Source organism: Paracoccus sp. (in: a-proteobacteria) (assembly GCF_039808215.1).
GTDB lineage: Bacteria > Pseudomonadota > Alphaproteobacteria > Rhodobacterales > Rhodobacteraceae > Paracoccus.
In genome coordinates this window covers 1-16,352 of record NZ_JBDHSP010000007.1, presented here as the reverse complement: position 1 = coordinate 16,352, position 16,352 = coordinate 1, and the positions used below count along the sequence as shown (strand labels likewise).

The 16,352-nt window shown below is 68.0% G+C and carries 17 protein-coding genes; 10 read left to right on the top strand and 7 right to left on the bottom strand.

Annotated elements, in window-relative coordinates; genetic code table 11:
* Window positions 1-38 precede the first annotated feature (38 nt).
* From WMK75_RS04235 to rnr, 6 genes are read left to right on the top strand one after another with little or no spacing between them, the layout of a single operon-like run.
* Window positions 39-518, top strand: coding sequence for a formate dehydrogenase subunit gamma (locus WMK75_RS04235; protein ID WP_347266413.1), 480 nt, complete (start codon window positions 39-41; stop codon window positions 516-518).
* The gene (locus WMK75_RS04230) at window positions 515-2,041 is read left to right on the top strand and encodes an NADH-ubiquinone oxidoreductase-F iron-sulfur binding region domain-containing protein (protein WP_347266412.1); all 1,527 of its coding nucleotides are present in this window, start codon (window positions 515-517) and stop codon (window positions 2,039-2,041) included. The genes WMK75_RS04235 and WMK75_RS04230 overlap by 4 nt, the downstream gene beginning before the upstream one ends.
* Window positions 2,038-4,929 (top strand): formate dehydrogenase subunit alpha, encoded by a 2,892-nt coding sequence (gene fdhF / locus WMK75_RS04225; protein WP_347266411.1) that lies wholly within the window; start codon window positions 2,038-2,040, stop codon window positions 4,927-4,929. Before WMK75_RS04230 ends, fdhF begins: the two co-directional genes overlap by 4 nt.
* Window positions 4,930-4,933: 4 nt before the next feature.
* Entirely contained in the window at window positions 4,934-5,746 is an 813-nt protein-coding gene (fdhD, locus tag WMK75_RS04220) for a formate dehydrogenase accessory sulfurtransferase FdhD (RefSeq protein ID WP_347266410.1), read from the top strand.
* On the top strand, window positions 5,743-5,958 hold the full coding sequence (locus WMK75_RS04215; protein WP_347266409.1) for a formate dehydrogenase subunit delta: 216 nt from the start codon (window positions 5,743-5,745) through the stop codon (window positions 5,956-5,958). Before fdhD ends, WMK75_RS04215 begins: the two co-directional genes overlap by 4 nt.
* Window positions 5,959-6,002: 44 nt before the next feature.
* Window positions 6,003-8,258: a ribonuclease R gene (gene rnr, locus WMK75_RS04210; protein ID WP_347266408.1), complete on the top strand. Its 2,256-nt coding sequence runs from the start codon at window positions 6,003-6,005 to the stop codon at window positions 8,256-8,258.
* 1 nt (window position 8,259) lies between these two features.
* On the opposite strand, the gene WMK75_RS04205 is transcribed toward rnr, so the two are convergent.
* Genes WMK75_RS04205 through WMK75_RS04190 form a run of 4 tightly spaced genes read right to left on the bottom strand, consistent with a single transcriptional unit; the run spans window position 8,260 to window position 11,687 of the window.
* Complete coding sequence (locus WMK75_RS04205; protein ID WP_347266407.1) at window positions 8,260-9,093, bottom strand: metal ABC transporter permease; 834 nt, start codon at window positions 9,091-9,093, stop codon at window positions 8,260-8,262.
* Window positions 9,093-9,953: a metal ABC transporter permease gene (locus tag WMK75_RS04200; RefSeq protein WP_347266406.1), complete on the bottom strand. Its 861-nt coding sequence runs from the start codon at window positions 9,951-9,953 to the stop codon at window positions 9,093-9,095. Before WMK75_RS04200 ends, WMK75_RS04205 begins: the two co-directional genes overlap by 1 nt.
* Complete coding sequence (locus tag WMK75_RS04195; protein ID WP_347266405.1) at window positions 9,950-10,804, bottom strand: manganese/iron ABC transporter ATP-binding protein; 855 nt, start codon at window positions 10,802-10,804, stop codon at window positions 9,950-9,952. The genes WMK75_RS04200 and WMK75_RS04195 overlap by 4 nt, the downstream gene beginning before the upstream one ends.
* Complete coding sequence (locus tag WMK75_RS04190; protein WP_347266497.1) at window positions 10,797-11,687, bottom strand: zinc ABC transporter substrate-binding protein; 891 nt, start codon at window positions 11,685-11,687, stop codon at window positions 10,797-10,799. Before WMK75_RS04190 ends, WMK75_RS04195 begins: the two co-directional genes overlap by 8 nt.
* A gap of 87 nt (window positions 11,688-11,774) precedes the next feature.
* Here WMK75_RS04190 and WMK75_RS04185 point away from each other — a divergent pair, with 87 nt between their 5' ends.
* Window positions 11,775-12,197, top strand: coding sequence for a Fur family transcriptional regulator (locus WMK75_RS04185; RefSeq protein ID WP_347266404.1), 423 nt, complete (start codon window positions 11,775-11,777; stop codon window positions 12,195-12,197).
* On the top strand, window positions 12,194-12,553 hold the full coding sequence (locus WMK75_RS04180) for a YigZ family protein (protein ID WP_347266403.1): 360 nt from the start codon (window positions 12,194-12,196) through the stop codon (window positions 12,551-12,553). The genes WMK75_RS04185 and WMK75_RS04180 overlap by 4 nt, the downstream gene beginning before the upstream one ends.
* Here the strand turns inward: WMK75_RS04180 and WMK75_RS04175 are convergent.
* Together WMK75_RS04175 and pth are read right to left on the bottom strand one after the other, a co-directional pair.
* Window positions 12,550-12,921 (bottom strand): DUF2237 domain-containing protein, encoded by a 372-nt coding sequence (locus tag WMK75_RS04175; RefSeq protein ID WP_347266402.1) that lies wholly within the window; start codon window positions 12,919-12,921, stop codon window positions 12,550-12,552. The genes WMK75_RS04180 and WMK75_RS04175 overlap by 4 nt on opposite strands.
* A gap of 22 nt (window positions 12,922-12,943) precedes the next feature.
* On the bottom strand, window positions 12,944-13,627 hold the full coding sequence (pth, locus tag WMK75_RS04170) for an aminoacyl-tRNA hydrolase (RefSeq protein WP_347266401.1): 684 nt from the start codon (window positions 13,625-13,627) through the stop codon (window positions 12,944-12,946).
* A 191-nt stretch (window positions 13,628-13,818) separates the two neighbouring features.
* Here pth and WMK75_RS04165 point away from each other — a divergent pair, with 191 nt between their 5' ends.
* Entirely contained in the window at window positions 13,819-14,448 is a 630-nt protein-coding gene (locus WMK75_RS04165) for an ATP-dependent Clp protease proteolytic subunit (protein WP_347266400.1), read from the top strand.
* A gap of 150 nt (window positions 14,449-14,598) precedes the next feature.
* On the top strand, window positions 14,599-15,864 hold the full coding sequence (gene clpX, locus WMK75_RS04160) for an ATP-dependent Clp protease ATP-binding subunit ClpX (protein ID WP_347266399.1): 1,266 nt from the start codon (window positions 14,599-14,601) through the stop codon (window positions 15,862-15,864).
* A gap of 192 nt (window positions 15,865-16,056) precedes the next feature.
* Here the strand turns inward: clpX and WMK75_RS04155 are convergent.
* Window positions 16,057-16,352 (bottom strand): hypothetical protein (locus WMK75_RS04155; protein WP_347266398.1); only part of this gene is annotated, 296 nt, incomplete at its 5' end.

Below are 16,352 nucleotides of genomic sequence, written 5' to 3'. Positions count from 1 at the left end.
AGTCTGGACAAAATCTCAGAGCCCGGAACCACCCAGCCATGACAAAACCAGCGAGTGACGCTGATCTTTCTGCGCGCCTTGACGACATCATCGCCTGCCATCAGGGGCGCGAGGGGCCGCTGTTGCCGATCCTGCATGACATCCAGGCGGAATGGGGCCATGTCCCCGAGGCCGCGCAGCCGGTGATCGCCGCCGCCCTGGGCATGACCTCGGCCGAGGTGCATGGCGTCGTCAGCTTTTATCACGATTTCCGCGACCGCCCGGCGGGACGGCATGTGCTGCGCCTGTGCCGGGCCGAGGCCTGCCAGTCCATGGGTGCCGAAGCGCTGGCCGATCAGCTGCGCGCGGCGCTGGGCATCGACTGGCACCAGACCACACCGGATGGCCGGCTGACGCTGGAGCCGGTGTTCTGCCTCGGGCTTTGCGCCTGCGCGCCCTCGGCGCAGCTGGGCGGGCGGCTGGTCGGCCGCGCCGATCTGGCAAAGCTGCAGCGGGCTCTGGCGGAGGCGGGGGCATGAGGGTCTGGGTTCCCGGCGACGCCGCCGCCCGCGCGCTGGGTGCCGACGATGTCGCCGCGGCGCTGGCGCAGGATTTCACCGTCACCCGCAACGGCACGCGCGGCATGGTCTGGCTTGAACCGCTGGTCGAGGTCGAACGCGACGGTGTGCGCCACGGCTATGGTCCGGTGACGGCCGCGGATGCGGCTTCGGTCGCCGCGGCGATCCGGACGGGCGGCGATCACCCGCTGGCGCTGGGTCCGGTCGAGGACCTGCCCTGGATGAAGGCGCAGGTGCGTCTGACTTTTGCCCGCGTCGGCATCATCGACCCGCTCTCGGTGGCCGAATATCAGGCGCAGGGCGGGCTGGACGGTCTGCGCCGGGCCATTGCCATCGGCCCGGAGGCGGCCATCGACCAGGTCACGCAATCGGGCCTGCGCGGGCGCGGCGGCGCGGGCTTTCCGACCGGCATCAAGTGGAAGACCGTGGCGGATGCGCAGGCGGCGCAGAAATACATCGTCTGCAATGCCGATGAGGGCGACAGCGGCAGTTTCGCCGACCGCATGCTGATGGAGGGCGACCCGCTGTCGCTGGTAGAGGGCATGGCGATTGCCGGCCTCGCCACCGGGGCGACGCGCGGCTATGTCTATATCCGCAGCGAATATCCGGATGCGGTGCGGCAGATGTCGGCGGCGATCGCGGCGGCGCGGCAGGCCGGCATCCTGGGCGAGACCGTGCTGGGCTCGGGCCATGCCTTCGACATGGAAGTGCGGGTCGGCGCCGGCGCCTATATCTGCGGCGAGGAGACCAGCCTTCTGAACAGCCTCGAGGGCAAGCGCGGCGTGGTGCGCGCCAAGCCGCCGATCCCGGCGCTTGAGGGGATGCTGGGCCGGCCCACTGTGGTCAACAACGTGATCTCTCTGGCCTCGGTGCCCTGGATTCTGGCGCATGGCGGGGCGGAATATGCGAAACTGGGCATCGGCCGCTCCAAGGGCACCATCCCGATCCAGCTGGCCGGGAACGTGAGGCACGGCGGGCTGTTCGAGGCCGCCTTCGGCATGACGCTCGGCCAGATCATCAACCAGATCGGCGGCGGCACCGCATCCGGGCGCCCCGTCAAGGCGGCGCAGGTCGGTGGCCCCCTGGGCGCCTATGTGCCGCATTGGCAGTTCGACATTCCCTTCGGCTATGAGGAACTGGCCCAGAAGGACGCGCTGCTGGGCCATGCCGGCATCACCGTCTTCGACGACAGCGCCGACATGCTGCGCCTGGCGCGTTTCGCCATGGAGTTCTGCGCCGTCGAATCCTGCGGCAAGTGCACGCCCTGCCGCATCGGCTCGGTCCGGGGGGTCGAGACCATCGACCGCATCGCCGCCGGCGACCGCGCGGCGCTGGAACTGCTGGTCGATCTTTGCAACACCATGAAGCTGGGCTCGCTCTGCGCGCTGGGGGGCTTCGTGCCCTATCCGGTGATGTCGGCGCTGACGCATTTCCCCGACGAGTTCGGCGGCCGGCCCGAGCCGCAGAAGGAGGCCGCAGAATGAAGGACTTCATCATTCCAGCCCGTCACGACGCCCGCGACATGGGCACGCCGGCCGTGCGCTCGGATGTCGCGGTCAGCCTGACGGTGGACGGGGTTGCGGTCAGCGTCCCCGCCGGCACCTCGGTCATGCGCGCCGCGGCCGAGGCCGGAATCAGCGTGCCGAAACTTTGCGCCACCGATCATGTCAGCGCCTTCGGGTCCTGCCGGCTGTGCGTGGTCGAGATCGAGGGGATGCGCGGCATGCCCGCCTCCTGCACCACGCCGGTGGCCGAGGGCATGGTGGTGCGCACCCAGACCGGCGAGCTGACGCGCGTGCGCCGCGGGGTGATGGAGCTTTACCTTTCGGACCATCCGCGCGACATCCTCTCGGTGCCCGATGGCGGCGACAGCGAGTTGCAGCAGATGGTGGGCGCGGTCGGGCTGCGCGAGATGCGCTATGGCCCGGGCAAGAACCATTTCCAGCGCCATGACGGCGCGGGCGCCAACCCGGAATGGCGGGCGCGGGACGAATCCAACCCCTATTTCACCTTCGATCCGTCGATCTGCATCATCTGCTCGCGCTGCGTGCGCGCCTGCGACGAGGTGCAGGGCACCTTCGCCCTGACCATCGAGGGGCGGGGTTTCGACAGCCGCATGTCGGCGGGCATGGCCTCGGACGACTACCTGTCCTCGGACTGCGTCAGCTGCGGCGCCTGCGTACAGGTCTGCCCGACTGGCGCCCTGATCGAGAACCGGGTGCTGGAAATCGGTATGCCCGAACATGTCGTCAAGACCACCTGCGCCTATTGCGGCGTCGGCTGTTCATTCGACGTGCAGATGCGCGGCGAAGAGGTCATCCGCATGATCCCCAGCAAGGAGGGCAAGGCAAATCACGGCCACAGCTGCGTCAAGGGCCGCTTTGCCTGGGGCTATGCCACGCATCAGGACCGCCAGCTTGAACCGATGATCCGCGAGCGGATCACCGATCCCTGGCGCCGGGTCACCTGGGACGAGGCGCTGGATTATGCCGTCGCCGGGCTGAAGCGGGCGCAGGCCGATCACGGCCGCGATGCGATCGGCGTCATCACCTCGTCGCGCTGCACCAATGAGGAAACCTATCTGGTGCAGAAGCTGGCGCGGGCGGTGTTTGGCAACAACAACACCGACACCTGCGCCCGCGTCTGCCATTCGCCCACCGGCTATGGGCTCAAGACCACCTTCGGCACCTCGGCCGGCACGCATGACTTCGATTCGGTCGAGGATACCGACCTTGCGCTGATCATCGGCGCCAATCCGACCGACAGCCACCCGGTCTTTGCCAGCCGTCTGCGCAAGCGCCTGCGCGAGGGGGCCGGCGTCATCGTCATCGACCCGCGCGAGACCAATATCCTGAAATCCCCGCATATGGGCATGGGCCTGCACCTGCCCTTGCGCCCCGGCACCAATGTCGCGGTGCTGACCGCCATGGCGCATGTGATCGTGGCCGAGGGGCTGGCGGACGAGGCCTTCATCCGCGCCCGCTGCGACTGGGACGAATATCTGGCCTATGCCGAGTTCCTGGCCGATCCCCGCCATGCCCCCGAGGCGGTCGGGGCGGCCAGCGGCGTGCCGGCCGCACGCCTGCGCGAGGCGGCCCGCGCCTATGCGCGCGCGCCGCGGGCCAGCATCTATTACGGGCTTGGCGTCACCGAACATGCGCAGGGCTCGACCGCGGTCATGGCGATCGCGAATCTGGCGATGCTGACCGGCAACGTGGGCAAGCCCGGCACCGGGGTGAACCCGCTGCGCGGGCAGAACAATGTGCAGGGTTCCTGCGACATGGGGTCGTTCCCGAACGAATACCCGGGCTATCGCCATGTCGCCGACCCCGAGACCCGCGCCATCTATGAACGCGCCTGGGGGGTGGAACTGTCGCCCGAGCCGGGGCTGCGCATCCCCAACATGTTCGACGAGGCGATCGCCGGCCGCTTTCGCGGGCTTTACTGCCAGGGCGAGGATGTCGTGCAGTCCGACCCCGACACGCGCCATGTCACCAGGGCGCTGTCGGCCATGGATATGGTGATCGTGCAGGACCTGTTCCTGAACGAGACCTCGAACTACGCCCATGTCTTCCTGCCGGGCTCGAGTTTCCTGGAAAAGGACGGCACCTTTACCAATGCCGAGCGGCGCATCAACATGGTGCGCCGGGCGATCGCGCCCAAGAACGGCTATGAGGACTGGCAGATCACCCAGCTTCTGGCCAACCGCATGGGCGCGGATTGGAGCTATACCCACCCCGGCCAGATCATGGACGAGATCGCCGCGACCACGCCAAGCTTTGCCGGCGTCAGCTTCGATCTGCTGGACCGCGAGGGTTCGGTGCAATGGCCCTGCAACGACCAGGCGCCGCTCGGCACGCCGATCATGCATGTCGAGGGTTTTGTGCGTGGCAAGGGCCGGTTCATCCATACCGAATATGTCGCCACCGACGAACGCACCGGCCCGCGGTTCCCCTTGCTGCTGACCACCGGGCGGATCCTGTCGCAATACAATGTCGGCGCCCAGACCCGGCGCACGGAAAACACCGTCTGGCATCCCGAGGACCTGCTGGAGATCCACCCCTCGGACGCCGAGAACCGCGGCATCCGCGACGGCGATCTGGTGCGGCTGGCCTCACGCGCGGGGGAAACCACGCTCAGGGCGCAGATCACCGAGCGGGTGGCGCCGGGGGTGGTCTATACCACCTTCCATCACCCGACGACCCAGGCCAATGTGGTGACTACCGACAGTTCCGACTGGGCCACGAACTGCCCGGAATACAAGGTGACGGCGGTGCAGGTCAGCCCCTCGAACGGCCCGACCGACTGGCAGGAGGAGTATCGCAGCCATTCTGAACGCGCCCGCCGCATCCTGTCCACGGCCGCCGAGTAGCGGCATGCGGGACCTGACCATGGCGCCCCTGCGCTGGGATGGCGGCTGGCAGCCGGCCGCGGCCGGCGCCAGCCCCGAGGAATGTCCGGTGGCCATCGTCATCGACGGCGTGTCGCAGGCGGTGCTGATGGCGACGCCGCGTGACCTGCGCGACTTTGCCCTGGGATTTGCCCTGACCGAGGGGCTGATCGCCTCGACCGCCGATGTCACCGGCTTTGACGAGACCGAGGCGAGTGTCGGCGGCTTTCCCGCGCGCGAGGCGCGGCTGTGGCTGCGCCCCGGCCTGGCCGTGCGCCTGGCCGAGCGGCGGCGCAGCATGATCGGCCCGGTCGGCTGCGGGCTTTGCGGGCTGGACAGCATCGCCGCGGCGCTGCCGCCGGTGGTGGCGGTCGGCTCGGACTGGTCGATGCCGCCCGAACGGGTGGCACAGGCCATGCAGGCGCTGGCCGCGGGGCAGGTGCTGCGCCAGACCACGCCCGCGATCCACGGCGCCGGGTTCTGGGACGGCCAGGCGGCGCTGGTGCGCGAGGACATAGGCCGCCACAACGCGCTTGACAAGCTGGCGGGGGCGCTGGCGCAGCAGGGTGGCGACAGCGGGCAGGGGGCCATCGTCATGTCCTCGCGTCTGTCGGTCGATCTGGTGCAGAAGGCCGCGCGCATCGGCGCGCCGATCCTGATCGGTGCCAGCGCCCCCACCGCCCTGGCCCTGGCCTGGGCCGAGGCCGCCGGCATCACCCTGATCGCCCGCGCGCGCGGCACCGCCTTCGATCTTTACACCCATCCCCGGCGCATCGCCGAAACCCGAGGCCCCAGATGACCCAGGACAAGCTGATCCGCATGGCGACGCAGATGGCGGATTTCTTTCGCAGCCAGGGCGACCGCCCCGCGCCCGAGGCCGTGGCCCAGCACATCAACGAGACCTGGACCCCGCGCATGCGCCAGGAGTTCGTGGACCACATCCGCGCCGGCGCCGAGGCCGACCCGATCCTGTGCGCGGCGGTGGCTTTCGTGCGCCTGCCCGCCGCCTGATTTTGCCCCTGCCGCCTGCCGGGGGGCCATGCTAGCGTGGCGCCATGTCACAGCTTCCTTCCCGACAACAGATTCTCGACTGGGTGTCCGCCCATCCCGATGCCAGCGCCAAGCGCGACATCGCCAAGGCCTTCGGTATCAAGGGCGCTGCCCGCATCGAGCTGAAGCGCCTGCTGAAAGAGCTTGAGGCCGAGGGCCTGCTCGAGCGCCGCCGCCGCCATTACCACGATGCCGAACGCCTGCCCCCGGTCACCGTGCTGCAATTGCTGGCACCGGACGGCAATGGCGACATCTTTGCGAAACCGCTGGAATGGCAGGGCGAGGGGCCGATGCCGCGCATCCTGTATTCGGCGCTGAAATCCGACCCCGCCCTGGCCCCGGGCGAACGCATCCTGGCGCGGCTGATCGAGGCGCGGGACGAGGATCACGACTATCTCGCGCGACTGATCCGCCGCATTGGCGTGGTGCAGCACCGCGTGGTGGGCATCTTTCGCGCCAGTCCCGGCGGCCCGGCGGCGGGCGGGCGCATCCTGCCCATCGACAAGGGCCAGGACAAGGAATGGCAGGTCCGCGCCGAGGACGTGCATGGCGCGAAAAGCGGCGAACTGGTCGAGGCCGAACAGGTCGGCCCCCGCGGCCGCATCGGCCTGCCGCTGGCGCGGGTGCTGGAACGGCTGGGCGATCCGTCGGCGCCGCGCGCGGTCAGCCTGATCGCCATCCACCAGCACGGCATTCCCGACGAGTTTTCCGATGCCGCCATGGCCGAGGCCGATGCCGCGCAGCCCGCCGGCCCGCAGGGACGCGAGGATCTGCGCCATCTGCCCCTGGTCACCATCGACCCCGAGGATGCACGCGACCGTGACGATGCCGTGGCCGCCACCATGCGCGAGGATGGCGGCGCCGAGATCTGGGTCGCCATCGCCGATGTCGCGCATTACGTCCGCCCCGGATCGGCGCTGGACCGCGAGGCGCGCGAGCGCGGCAATTCCACCTATTTCCCCGACCGCGTGGTGCCGATGCTGCCCGACATGCTGTCGGGGGACCTGTGTTCGCTGCACGAGGGCGTGGACCGGGCGGTGATCGCGGTGCGGATGCGGCTGGACGCTCAGGGCAACAAGGTCGGCCACAGTTTTCACCGCGCCGTCATGCGTTCGGCCGCCAGCCTCAGCTATGAACAGGCGCAGGCCGCGGCCGATGGCCGCCCGGATGCGCAGACCGCGCCGCTGGTCGCGGATGTGATCGGGCCCCTCTGGCATGCCTATGGCCTGCTGGCGCAGGCGCGGGCCCGGCGCCAGCCGCTGGAACTGGACCTGCCCGAGCGTCGGATCGTGCTGGGCGCCGATGGCCGGGTGAAATCGGTGAACTTCCGCGAACGCTTTGACGCTCACAAGCTGATCGAGGAGTTCATGGTGCTGGCCAATGTCGCCGCCGCCGAAGAGCTGGAACGCCTGCGCCGGCCGCTGCTGTATCGCGTGCACGAAGAGCCGACGGCGGAAAAGCTGGACGCGCTGCGCGAGGTGGCCGAGGCCTCGGGCTTCACGCTGGCCAAGGGGCAGGTGCTGCAGACGCGGCATCTGAACCGGCTGCTGGAACAGGCCGAAGGCTCGGACTTTGACGAGCTGATCAACATGACGGCGCTGCGCTCGATGCAGCAGGCCTATTACAACCCGGAAAATTTCGGCCATTTCGGGCTGGCGCTGCGCTCTTACGCGCATTTCACCTCGCCGATCCGGCGCTATTCCGACCTGATCGTGCATCGCGCCCTGATCATCGGCCACAAATGGGGCAAGGACGGGCTGTCGGACTGGGACATCGAGCATCTGTCCGAAACCGCCGAACAGATCAGCCAGGCCGAGCGCCGCTCGATGGCGGCCGAGCGCGACACCACCGACCGCTACCTTGCCGCCTATCTGGCCGAGCGGGTGGGCAGCGAGTTCACCGGCCGCATCAGCGGCGTGCAGAGGTTCGGCGCCTTCGTGCGCCTGGACGAGACCGGGGCCGACGGGCTTTTGCCCATCCGCGAGATCGGGCGCGAGTATTTCCACTATGACCCCGAGGCGCAGGTGCTGCTTGGCTCGGAATCCGGGCTGGAAATCGGTATCGGCCAGCGCGTCACCGTGCGCCTGTCCGAGGCGGTGCCGTTGACCGGCGGGCTGATGCTGGAACTGCTGGAACTTGAGGGGCGCGCCCTGCCGCAGGGCACGGGCCGCGGCCGCGGCAAGGGCCCGATGCGCAAACGCGCCACCCAGGCGCGGCTGGCCGAGGTGAAGCGGGCGCAAAAGCGCAAGCGCCAGCGCTAGCCTAGGCCTGCGGGGAACGCGCCCGGCGCGTGGCCAGGTTGCGGTGGACAAAGGCCAGCACGAACAGCGCCGTCAGCACCAGCACGATGGTCGGCGCCGGGGCGCTGTCCAGCCAGAAGCTGGCCCAGACGCCGCTGATCGAGCCAAGCCCCGCCACCAGAACCGCCACCGCCAGCATCGCCGACAGCCGCCGCGTCACGAGGAATGCCACCGCCCCCGGCGCGATCAGCAGCGCCACCGCCAGGATGATGCCGACCGCGCTGAGCATGGCGACCACCGTGGCCGCGACCATGGCCAGCAGCGCCTGGTTCAGCAGTCCCACCTGCAGCCCCGCGACCCGCGCCTGCACCGGATCGAACGCCAGCAGCGCGAGATCGCGCCATTTCAGCAGCAGTGCCAGCCCGACCACGGCCGAGATGGCGGCACTGGTGCGCAGGTCCTCGGGGCCGATGCCCAGCATGTTGCCAAACAGGATGTGGTCCAGATGCAGATCGCTGCGGATCGAGGTGTAAAGCACCACCCCCAGCCCGAACATGCCCGACATCACCACGCCCAGCACCGTGTCCTGCTTGACTCGGCTGTTGTCCTGCAGCCAGCCGGTCAGGGCGGCGCAGCCAAGCCCGGCGGCAAAGGCGCCCAGCAGCAGCGGCAGGCCGGCGACATAGGCCAAGACCACGCCCGGCAGCACCGCATGGCTGACGGCATCGCCCATCAGCGACCAGCCGCGCAGCACCAGAAAGCACGACAGCATCCCCGCCGGCAGCGCGATCATCGCGCCGATCAGCACCGCATCGCGCATGAACGGAAAGGACAGCGGCAGCGTCAGCCACTCCATCACGGCGCCTCGCGCAGCGCGGCCCGCGCCCGGCGGCGGGCGGCCAGCAACCCGTGCCTGGGCGCCAGCAGGAATGCGGCCAGAAACAGCAGCGTCTGCAGGCAGACGATGACGCCCCCGGTCGCGCCATCCAGAAAGAACGAGACATAGGCCCCGAATCCCGAGGTCAGCGCGCCGATGGCGACCGACAGCAGGATCAGCCGCGGAAAGCGGTCGGTCAGCAGATAGGCGGTGGCCCCCGGCGTCACCACCAGCGCCACCACCAGGAATGCGCCGACCGTCTGCATTGCCGCCACCGTGCAGGCCGACAGCAGGGTAAAGAACAGCACCTTCAGCGCCTGCGGCCGCAGGCCGATGGTGCGGGCGTGGTTTTCGTCGAAGAACACCACCATCAGGTCGCGCCATTTCATTCCCAGCACGAGCAGCGAGACGCCGCCGATCAGCGCCAGCTGCAGCGTGTCCTCGGGCGTGATCGCCAGGATGTTGCCCATGGTGATCGTCTGCACCGAAACGGCCATCGGATCGAGCGAGACCATGAACAGCCCGAGGCCGAAGAAGCCGGTGAATATCAGGCCGATGATCGCATCCTCGCGCAATGCGCTGCGCTGGTTCAGAAACAGCATGGTCAGTGCCGCCAGCCCGCCGGACAGGAAGGCCCCCAGCGCAAAGGGCAGGCCCAGCATATAGGCGCCGGCGACGCCGGGCACGATCGAATGGCTCAGCGCGTCGCCGATCAGCGACCAGCCCTTGAGCATCAGATAGGCCGAGAGAAAGGCGCAGACGCCGCCGACCAGCGCCGAGACCCAGATCGCATCGGTCATGTAGCCATAGCGAAAGGGAATGATCAGGGTCTCGATCATTTGCTGCTCGCCTCGGGGCTTTTCTGCTGGCCGTCGTAAAAGACCAGCGGCCGTTCGTCATCCGACAGCACCGTCAGCCCGCGCGGGTCGTCGTCATCATGCAGATGCCGCGCGCCCAGCACGAAATGGCGCAGCACGCCGCCGAAGGTCAGGCGCAGGTTCTCCGGCGTGAAGGTTTCGGCCGTCGGCCCCGAGGCCAGCACCGTGCCCTTGACCAGCACCACGCGGTCGCAATATTCCGGCACCGAGCCGAGGTCATGGGTCGAGACCAGCATCACCCGGCCCTCGTCGCGCATCTGGCCCAGCAGGCGGATGATCGCCGCCTCGGTCTTGACATCGACGCCGGTGAAGGGCTCGTCGAGCAGGATCACCGAGGCGCCCTGCGCCAGGGCGCGCGCCAGGAACACGCGTTTCTTCTGCCCGCCGGAGAGTTCGCCGATCTGGCGCTGGCGGAACCCGGCCATGTCGACGCGCGCCAGCGCCTCATCGACGGCGCGGCGGTCCTCGGGGCGGGCGCGGCGCAAAAAGCCCATATGGCCATAGCGGCCCATGATCACCACATCCTCGACCAGCACAGGGAATGACCAGTCCACCTCCTCGGCTTGGGGGACATAGGCGATCAGATTGCGGCGCAGCGCCTGCGCCACCGTCTGTCCCAGCACCCGTACCTCGCCGGCGGCGGCGGGGACAAAGCCCATCAGCGCCTTGAACAGCGTGGACTTGCCGGCGCCGTTCACCCCCACCAGCGCGGTGATCGAGCCCCGTGGCACGGAAAACGCCGCGTCGCGCAGGGCGGTGAAGCCGTTGCGATAGGTGACGGTCAGGCCGCGGACCTCGATCCCCTCAGCCATGCGCCAGCCCCGTCACGATGGTCTGCGCCGTGACGCGCAGCAGGTCCAGATAGGTCGGCACCGGCCCGTCGGCGGCCGACAGGCTGTCGACGTAAAGCACACCGCCATAACGCGCCCCGGTCTCGGCCGCGATCTGGCGGGCGGGGCGGTCCGACACGGTGCTTTCGGAAAACATCACCGGGATGCGGTGCTCGCGGATGGTATCCACCACCCGGCGCACCTGCTGCGGCGTGCCCTGCGCATCGGCATTGATCGGCCACAGGAACAGTTCGCGCAGGTGGAAATCCCGCGCCAGATAGGAAAAGGCGCCCTCCGAGGTCACCAGCCAGCGCCGATCCTCGGGCAGGTCGCGGGCGGCATCGCGGATCGGGCCGATGGTGGCGGCGATGCGGTCCTTGAACCGCGCCGCATTGGCCGCGTAGGCCGCGCGCCCCGCGGGGTCGGCGGCCGAAAGCGCCGCGGCGATATGGTCCACATAGACCAGCGCGGTATCCAGCCCCATCCAGGCGTGTGGGTTGGGCTTGCCGTCATAGCTGCCGCCCGAGATCGGCATGGGCTGGATCCCGGCGCTGACCACCGAGGAGGGGATGTCGCCCAGATTGCGCAGGAACTGCTCGAACCAGCGTTCCAGGTTCAACCCGTTGCGCAGGATCAGCGTCGCGTCGCGGGCGTTCACCAGGTCGCTGGGCGTCGGCTCGTAATTGTGGATGTCGGCGCCGGGCTTGGTGATCGACACCACCTCGGCGCGCGTGCCCGCGACATTGCGCGCCATGTCGGCGATGACGGTGAAGGTGGTGGCCACTTTCAGCGGCGCCGCGGCGCGCAGGATCGCGGGCGCGGCAAGCCCCGCCAGTGCCGTTGTCAGAAAGGTCCTGCGCTGCATCATTCACCCCGTTTCCGTCGTTATCTGCGAACGGTTCGCAACTGTCAAGCCAGTTGCAATTCGCTTGCATCTGGGCAAGAAAGGCGCATGGAGACCGAGATCCGCGCCAGAGGTTTCGAGGAGGCGCTGCGCCGCATGGGCGTGCGAATCACCCGCCAGCGGGCAGCGCTGCTGCGGGTGCTGGCCGCGGCCGAGGATCATCCGGACGCCATGCAGCTGCATGCCCGCGCCAATGCCGCCGGGGCCGGGGTGTCGCTGGCCACCGTCTATCGCACGCTGACCGCGCTCGAGGCGCAGGGCATGATCCTGAAACTGGCGCTCGAAGGCGAGCCGGCGCGGTTCGAGCCGGCCGACGGCACGCATCACGACCACATGATCGATGTCGAGACCGGCGAGGTGATGGAATTCGTCAACGACCGCATCGAACGCCTGCAGGCCGAGATCGCCGCCGAACTGGGCTATGAGATCGTCCGCCACCGGCTGGAGCTTTACGTCCGGCGCCGGAAATGACGCTGCGGGTGTTCGACAGGATCATCTCGGACCGCGGCTCGCGCTATGCGGTCTCGGGCGGGCCGGCGCGCAGCCGTGCCGAGGTCGTGGCGCTGCTGGCCGAGCTGCGGCGCAGCAAGCGCTTTGCCCGCGCCACGCACCACAGCTGGGCCGCGATCCTTGGGGGCGAGGGCGTCAAGGACGACGACGGCGAAAGCGGCGCGGCCCAGATCATCCTGCAGATGCTGGAACGCGCCGGGCTGGACAATCATCTGGTGATCGTGACGCGCTGGTATGGCGGCCGGCACCTGGGCGGCGACCGCTTTCGCCATGTGGTCGATGCCGTGCGCCACTATCTGGCGCAGGCGGATGCCTAGCCGCCCTCGACGGCATGGGCGCGCAGCAGGTCCATTGGCACCAGATCCAGCGTCCGCGCATGTGTCGCCGCCAGCACCACCCGCGGCGCCGCGTCCTCTTGCGCCGCCTGCAGGAAGCGCGCGGCGCAAAGGCACCAGCGGTCCCCCGGCTTCAGCCCGGCAAAGCGGTATTCCGGCCGCGGTGTGCTGAGGTCGTTGCCGAGGTATTTCGAGATGGCAAGGAATTCGGCGGTGACGATCACGCAGACGGTGTGGCGGCCGCGGTCCTCGGGGCCGGTGTTGCAGCAGCCGTCGCGAAAGAACCCGGTCAGCGGCGCCATCGAGCAGGGCTGCAGCCGCCCGCCCAGGACATTGGTCGCGTCATCCATGCGGGTCCTCCTTGTGCCGGATCTAGCGGAACCGCTCGCCCAGTGCCCGCAGGCGCTCGGCGAAACTGACCGGCTCGGGGGCGGGGGGCGCGGGCGGCGCGGGCTTGTCCCCGGCGGGCCGGGTGCCGCTGTTGCGAGCGGGCGCGGTGCGGGCAGACACCGCATTGAGAAACCGCGCGTCATCGCCCGCCGCCAGGGCCTCTGCGCCGTCCGAGATGCCGCGCAGCACATCGTCCAGCCCCTCGGCCTCGGCCTTGGCGAAATCCGACAGCACATAGCCCGCCACCCGGTCCTTGTGGCCGGGATGACCGATGCCGATGCGCAGCCGCCGATAGCCCTCGTCGATGTGCTGATGGATCGAGCGCAGCCCGTTGTGGCCCGCATGCCCGCCCCCCAGCTTGAGCCGCAGCTTGCCGGGCGCGAGGTCCAGCTCGTCATGCAGCACGATCACGTCCTCGGGGGCAAGTTTCAGATAGCGCATCGCCTCGCCCACCGACTGCCCCGACAGGTTCATGAAGGTTGCGGGCTTGAGCAGCGTCACCCGCAGATGCCCCAACCGGCCCTCGGCGATCTCGCCCTGAAACCGCGCCCGCCAGGGCGAAAAGCCGTGGTCCGCGGCGATGCGATCGACCGCCATGAAGCCGACATTGTGGCGGTTGGCGGCGTATTTCGTGCCCGGATTGCCCAGCCCGACGATCAGTTTCATGCGTTTCTCCGTCCGTGGCCGCCAGATTACCGGCGCCGCCGGAAAGGGGCAAATTTTATCGCTCTCTTGTCCTTGCGGGCCGGGGTTACTAAGACTCTGGCAAGCTTTCGCGTCTATGAGCGGTTCAGGAGAACCATGCGTCCTGGACGAATCACGAAACGGGCAGGCAAGGCAGGGACAAAAGGACAGACATGCACGATCCGGCAGAATTCTACATGAACACGCTCGTCCCCATGGTCGTCGAACAGACCAGCCGCGGCGAGCGCGCCTATGACATCTTCTCGCGTCTGCTCAAGGAACGCATCATCTTCCTGTCCGGGCCGGTGCATGACGGCATGGCGACGCTGATCTCGGCGCAGTTGCTGTTTCTTGAGGCGGAACACCCGACCAAGGACATCAGCATGTATATCAACAGTCCCGGCGGTGTGGTGACCGCGGGCCTGTCGATCTATGACACCATGCAATACATCAAGCCGCGCGTCTCGACGCTGGTGGTGGGGCAGGCGGCCTCGATGGGCTCGCTGCTGCTGTGTGCCGGCCAGGCGGGGCATCGCTTCTCGCTGCCCAACAGCCGCATCATGGTGCATCAGCCCTCGGGCGGCTTCCAGGGCCAGGCGACCGACATCCTGATCCACGCGCGCGAGACGGAAAAGCTCAAGCGCCGCCTGAACGAGATCTATGTGGCCCATACCGGCCGCACGCTGGAAGAGGTCGAGCAGGCGCTGGAACGTGACCGCTTCATGTCGCCCGAAGAGGCCCGGGACTGGGGGTTGATCGACGAGATCCTGGTAGCGCGCGGCAAGGCCGAGCCTGAAAAGTAAGGCCGGCCGCGGTCCCGGTTTTTGGGGATTGTGACGGGCAGTTGGCGCCCGTAACATGGCAGGAATGCGCGGGGCTCCGTCCCCGCGGCCAAGGAACGCGGGCGCCCGGCAGTCAGGCCGGGCCTCCGGGGCAATGCGAGGACCGAAGTAATGGCCAATCCGACCGGCGGCGACAGCAAGAACACGCTCTATTGCAGCTTTTGCGGCAAGAGCCAGCATGAGGTCCGCAAACTGATCGCCGGGCCGACCGTGTTCATCTGCGATGAATGCGTCGAGCTTTGCATGGACATCATCCGCGAGGAAACCAAGACCTCAGCGCTGAAATCCGGCGACGGCGTGCCTAGCCCGCGCGAGATCTGCAATGTCCTCGACGATTATGTGATCGGCCAGGAACACGCCAAGCGCGTGCTCTCGGTCGCGGTGCACAACCACTACAAGCGCCTGAACCACAGCTCCAAGACCGACATCGAACTGGCCAAGTCGAACATCCTGCTGATCGGCCCGACCGGCTGCGGCAAGACATTGCTGGCGCAGACCTTGGCGCGTATTCTCGACGTGCCCTTCACCATGGCCGACGCGACCACGCTGACCGAGGCGGGCTATGTCGGCGAGGATGTCGAGAACATCATCCTCAAGCTGCTGCAGGCCAGCGAATACAATGTCGAACGCGCGCAGCGCGGCATTGTCTATATCGACGAGGTCGACAAGATCACCCGCAAATCCGACAATCCCTCGATCACCCGCGACGTCTCGGGCGAAGGGGTGCAGCAGGCGCTCCTGAAGATCATGGAGGGCACGGTCGCCAGCGTGCCGCCCCAGGGCGGGCGCAAGCATCCGCAGCAGGAGTTCCTGCAGGTGGACACGACCAATATCCTGTTCATCTGCGGTGGCGCTTTTGCGGGGTTGGACCGGATCATCTCGCAGCGCAACAAGGGCACGGCGATGGGCTTTGGCGCCGAGGTCAAGGAAAGCGACGACAAGGGCGTGGGTGAGCTCTTCAAGCAACTCGAGCCCGAGGATCTGCTGAAGTTCGGCCTGATCCCGGAATTCGTCGGCCGCCTTCCGGTGATCGCCACGCTGGGCGACCTGGACGAGCCGGCGCTGATGGCGATTCTCACCCAACCCAAGAACGCGCTGGTCAAGCAGTACCAGCGTCTGTTCGACCTCGAGAACGTCAAGCTGACCTTCACCGAGGACGCGCTCATCGCGATCGCCCGCCGCGCCATCAAGCGCAAGACCGGTGCGCGCGGGCTGCGCTCGATCATGGAGGACATCCTGCTCGACACGATGTTCGAACTGCCGGGGCTCGACAGCGTCTCCGAGGTGGTGGTGAACGAGGAATCCGTCGACAATCCGGCCGCGAAACCGCTGCTGATCCATGCCGAGACGAAAAAGGAAGCCGCCACCGCCAGCTGACGCTTTGGTGCAAGCGGGCTCGACACGCCAGGCAGGCGACGGGTGTGGGGCGCCGGTGCAGGCGCTCCGCCTTGAGCCACAGGCAGGTTCGCGTGGCTGTTATGACCCGCCGCGGGTTTACCGGAGGGCAAAACTCTCTGAGGATTGCCCGTTATGGAACAGAGATCAAAGAAGAAGACCTCGAAGCCGTATTCACCTGAGTTCCGCGACCGTGCGGTGCGGCTTGCGATGGAACGCCGCGATGAGTATCAGAGCGAAGCTTCGGCGCTGACGGCAATTGCAGGTCAATTGGGCTGTTCGCCGGACAGCCTTCGCGTTTGGGTTCGCCAAGCCCAGCGTGATGACGGCGAACGGCCGGGTCCGACGACGGCCGAGAAAGCTCGGATCCAGGAGTTGGAGCGTGAGGTGCGCGATCGAGCTATGGCTGAATTTGGGTGACGCGGCTTGATCATGCGGCGCGGCTTTGGCTGGCATCGTCAGCGGCGACG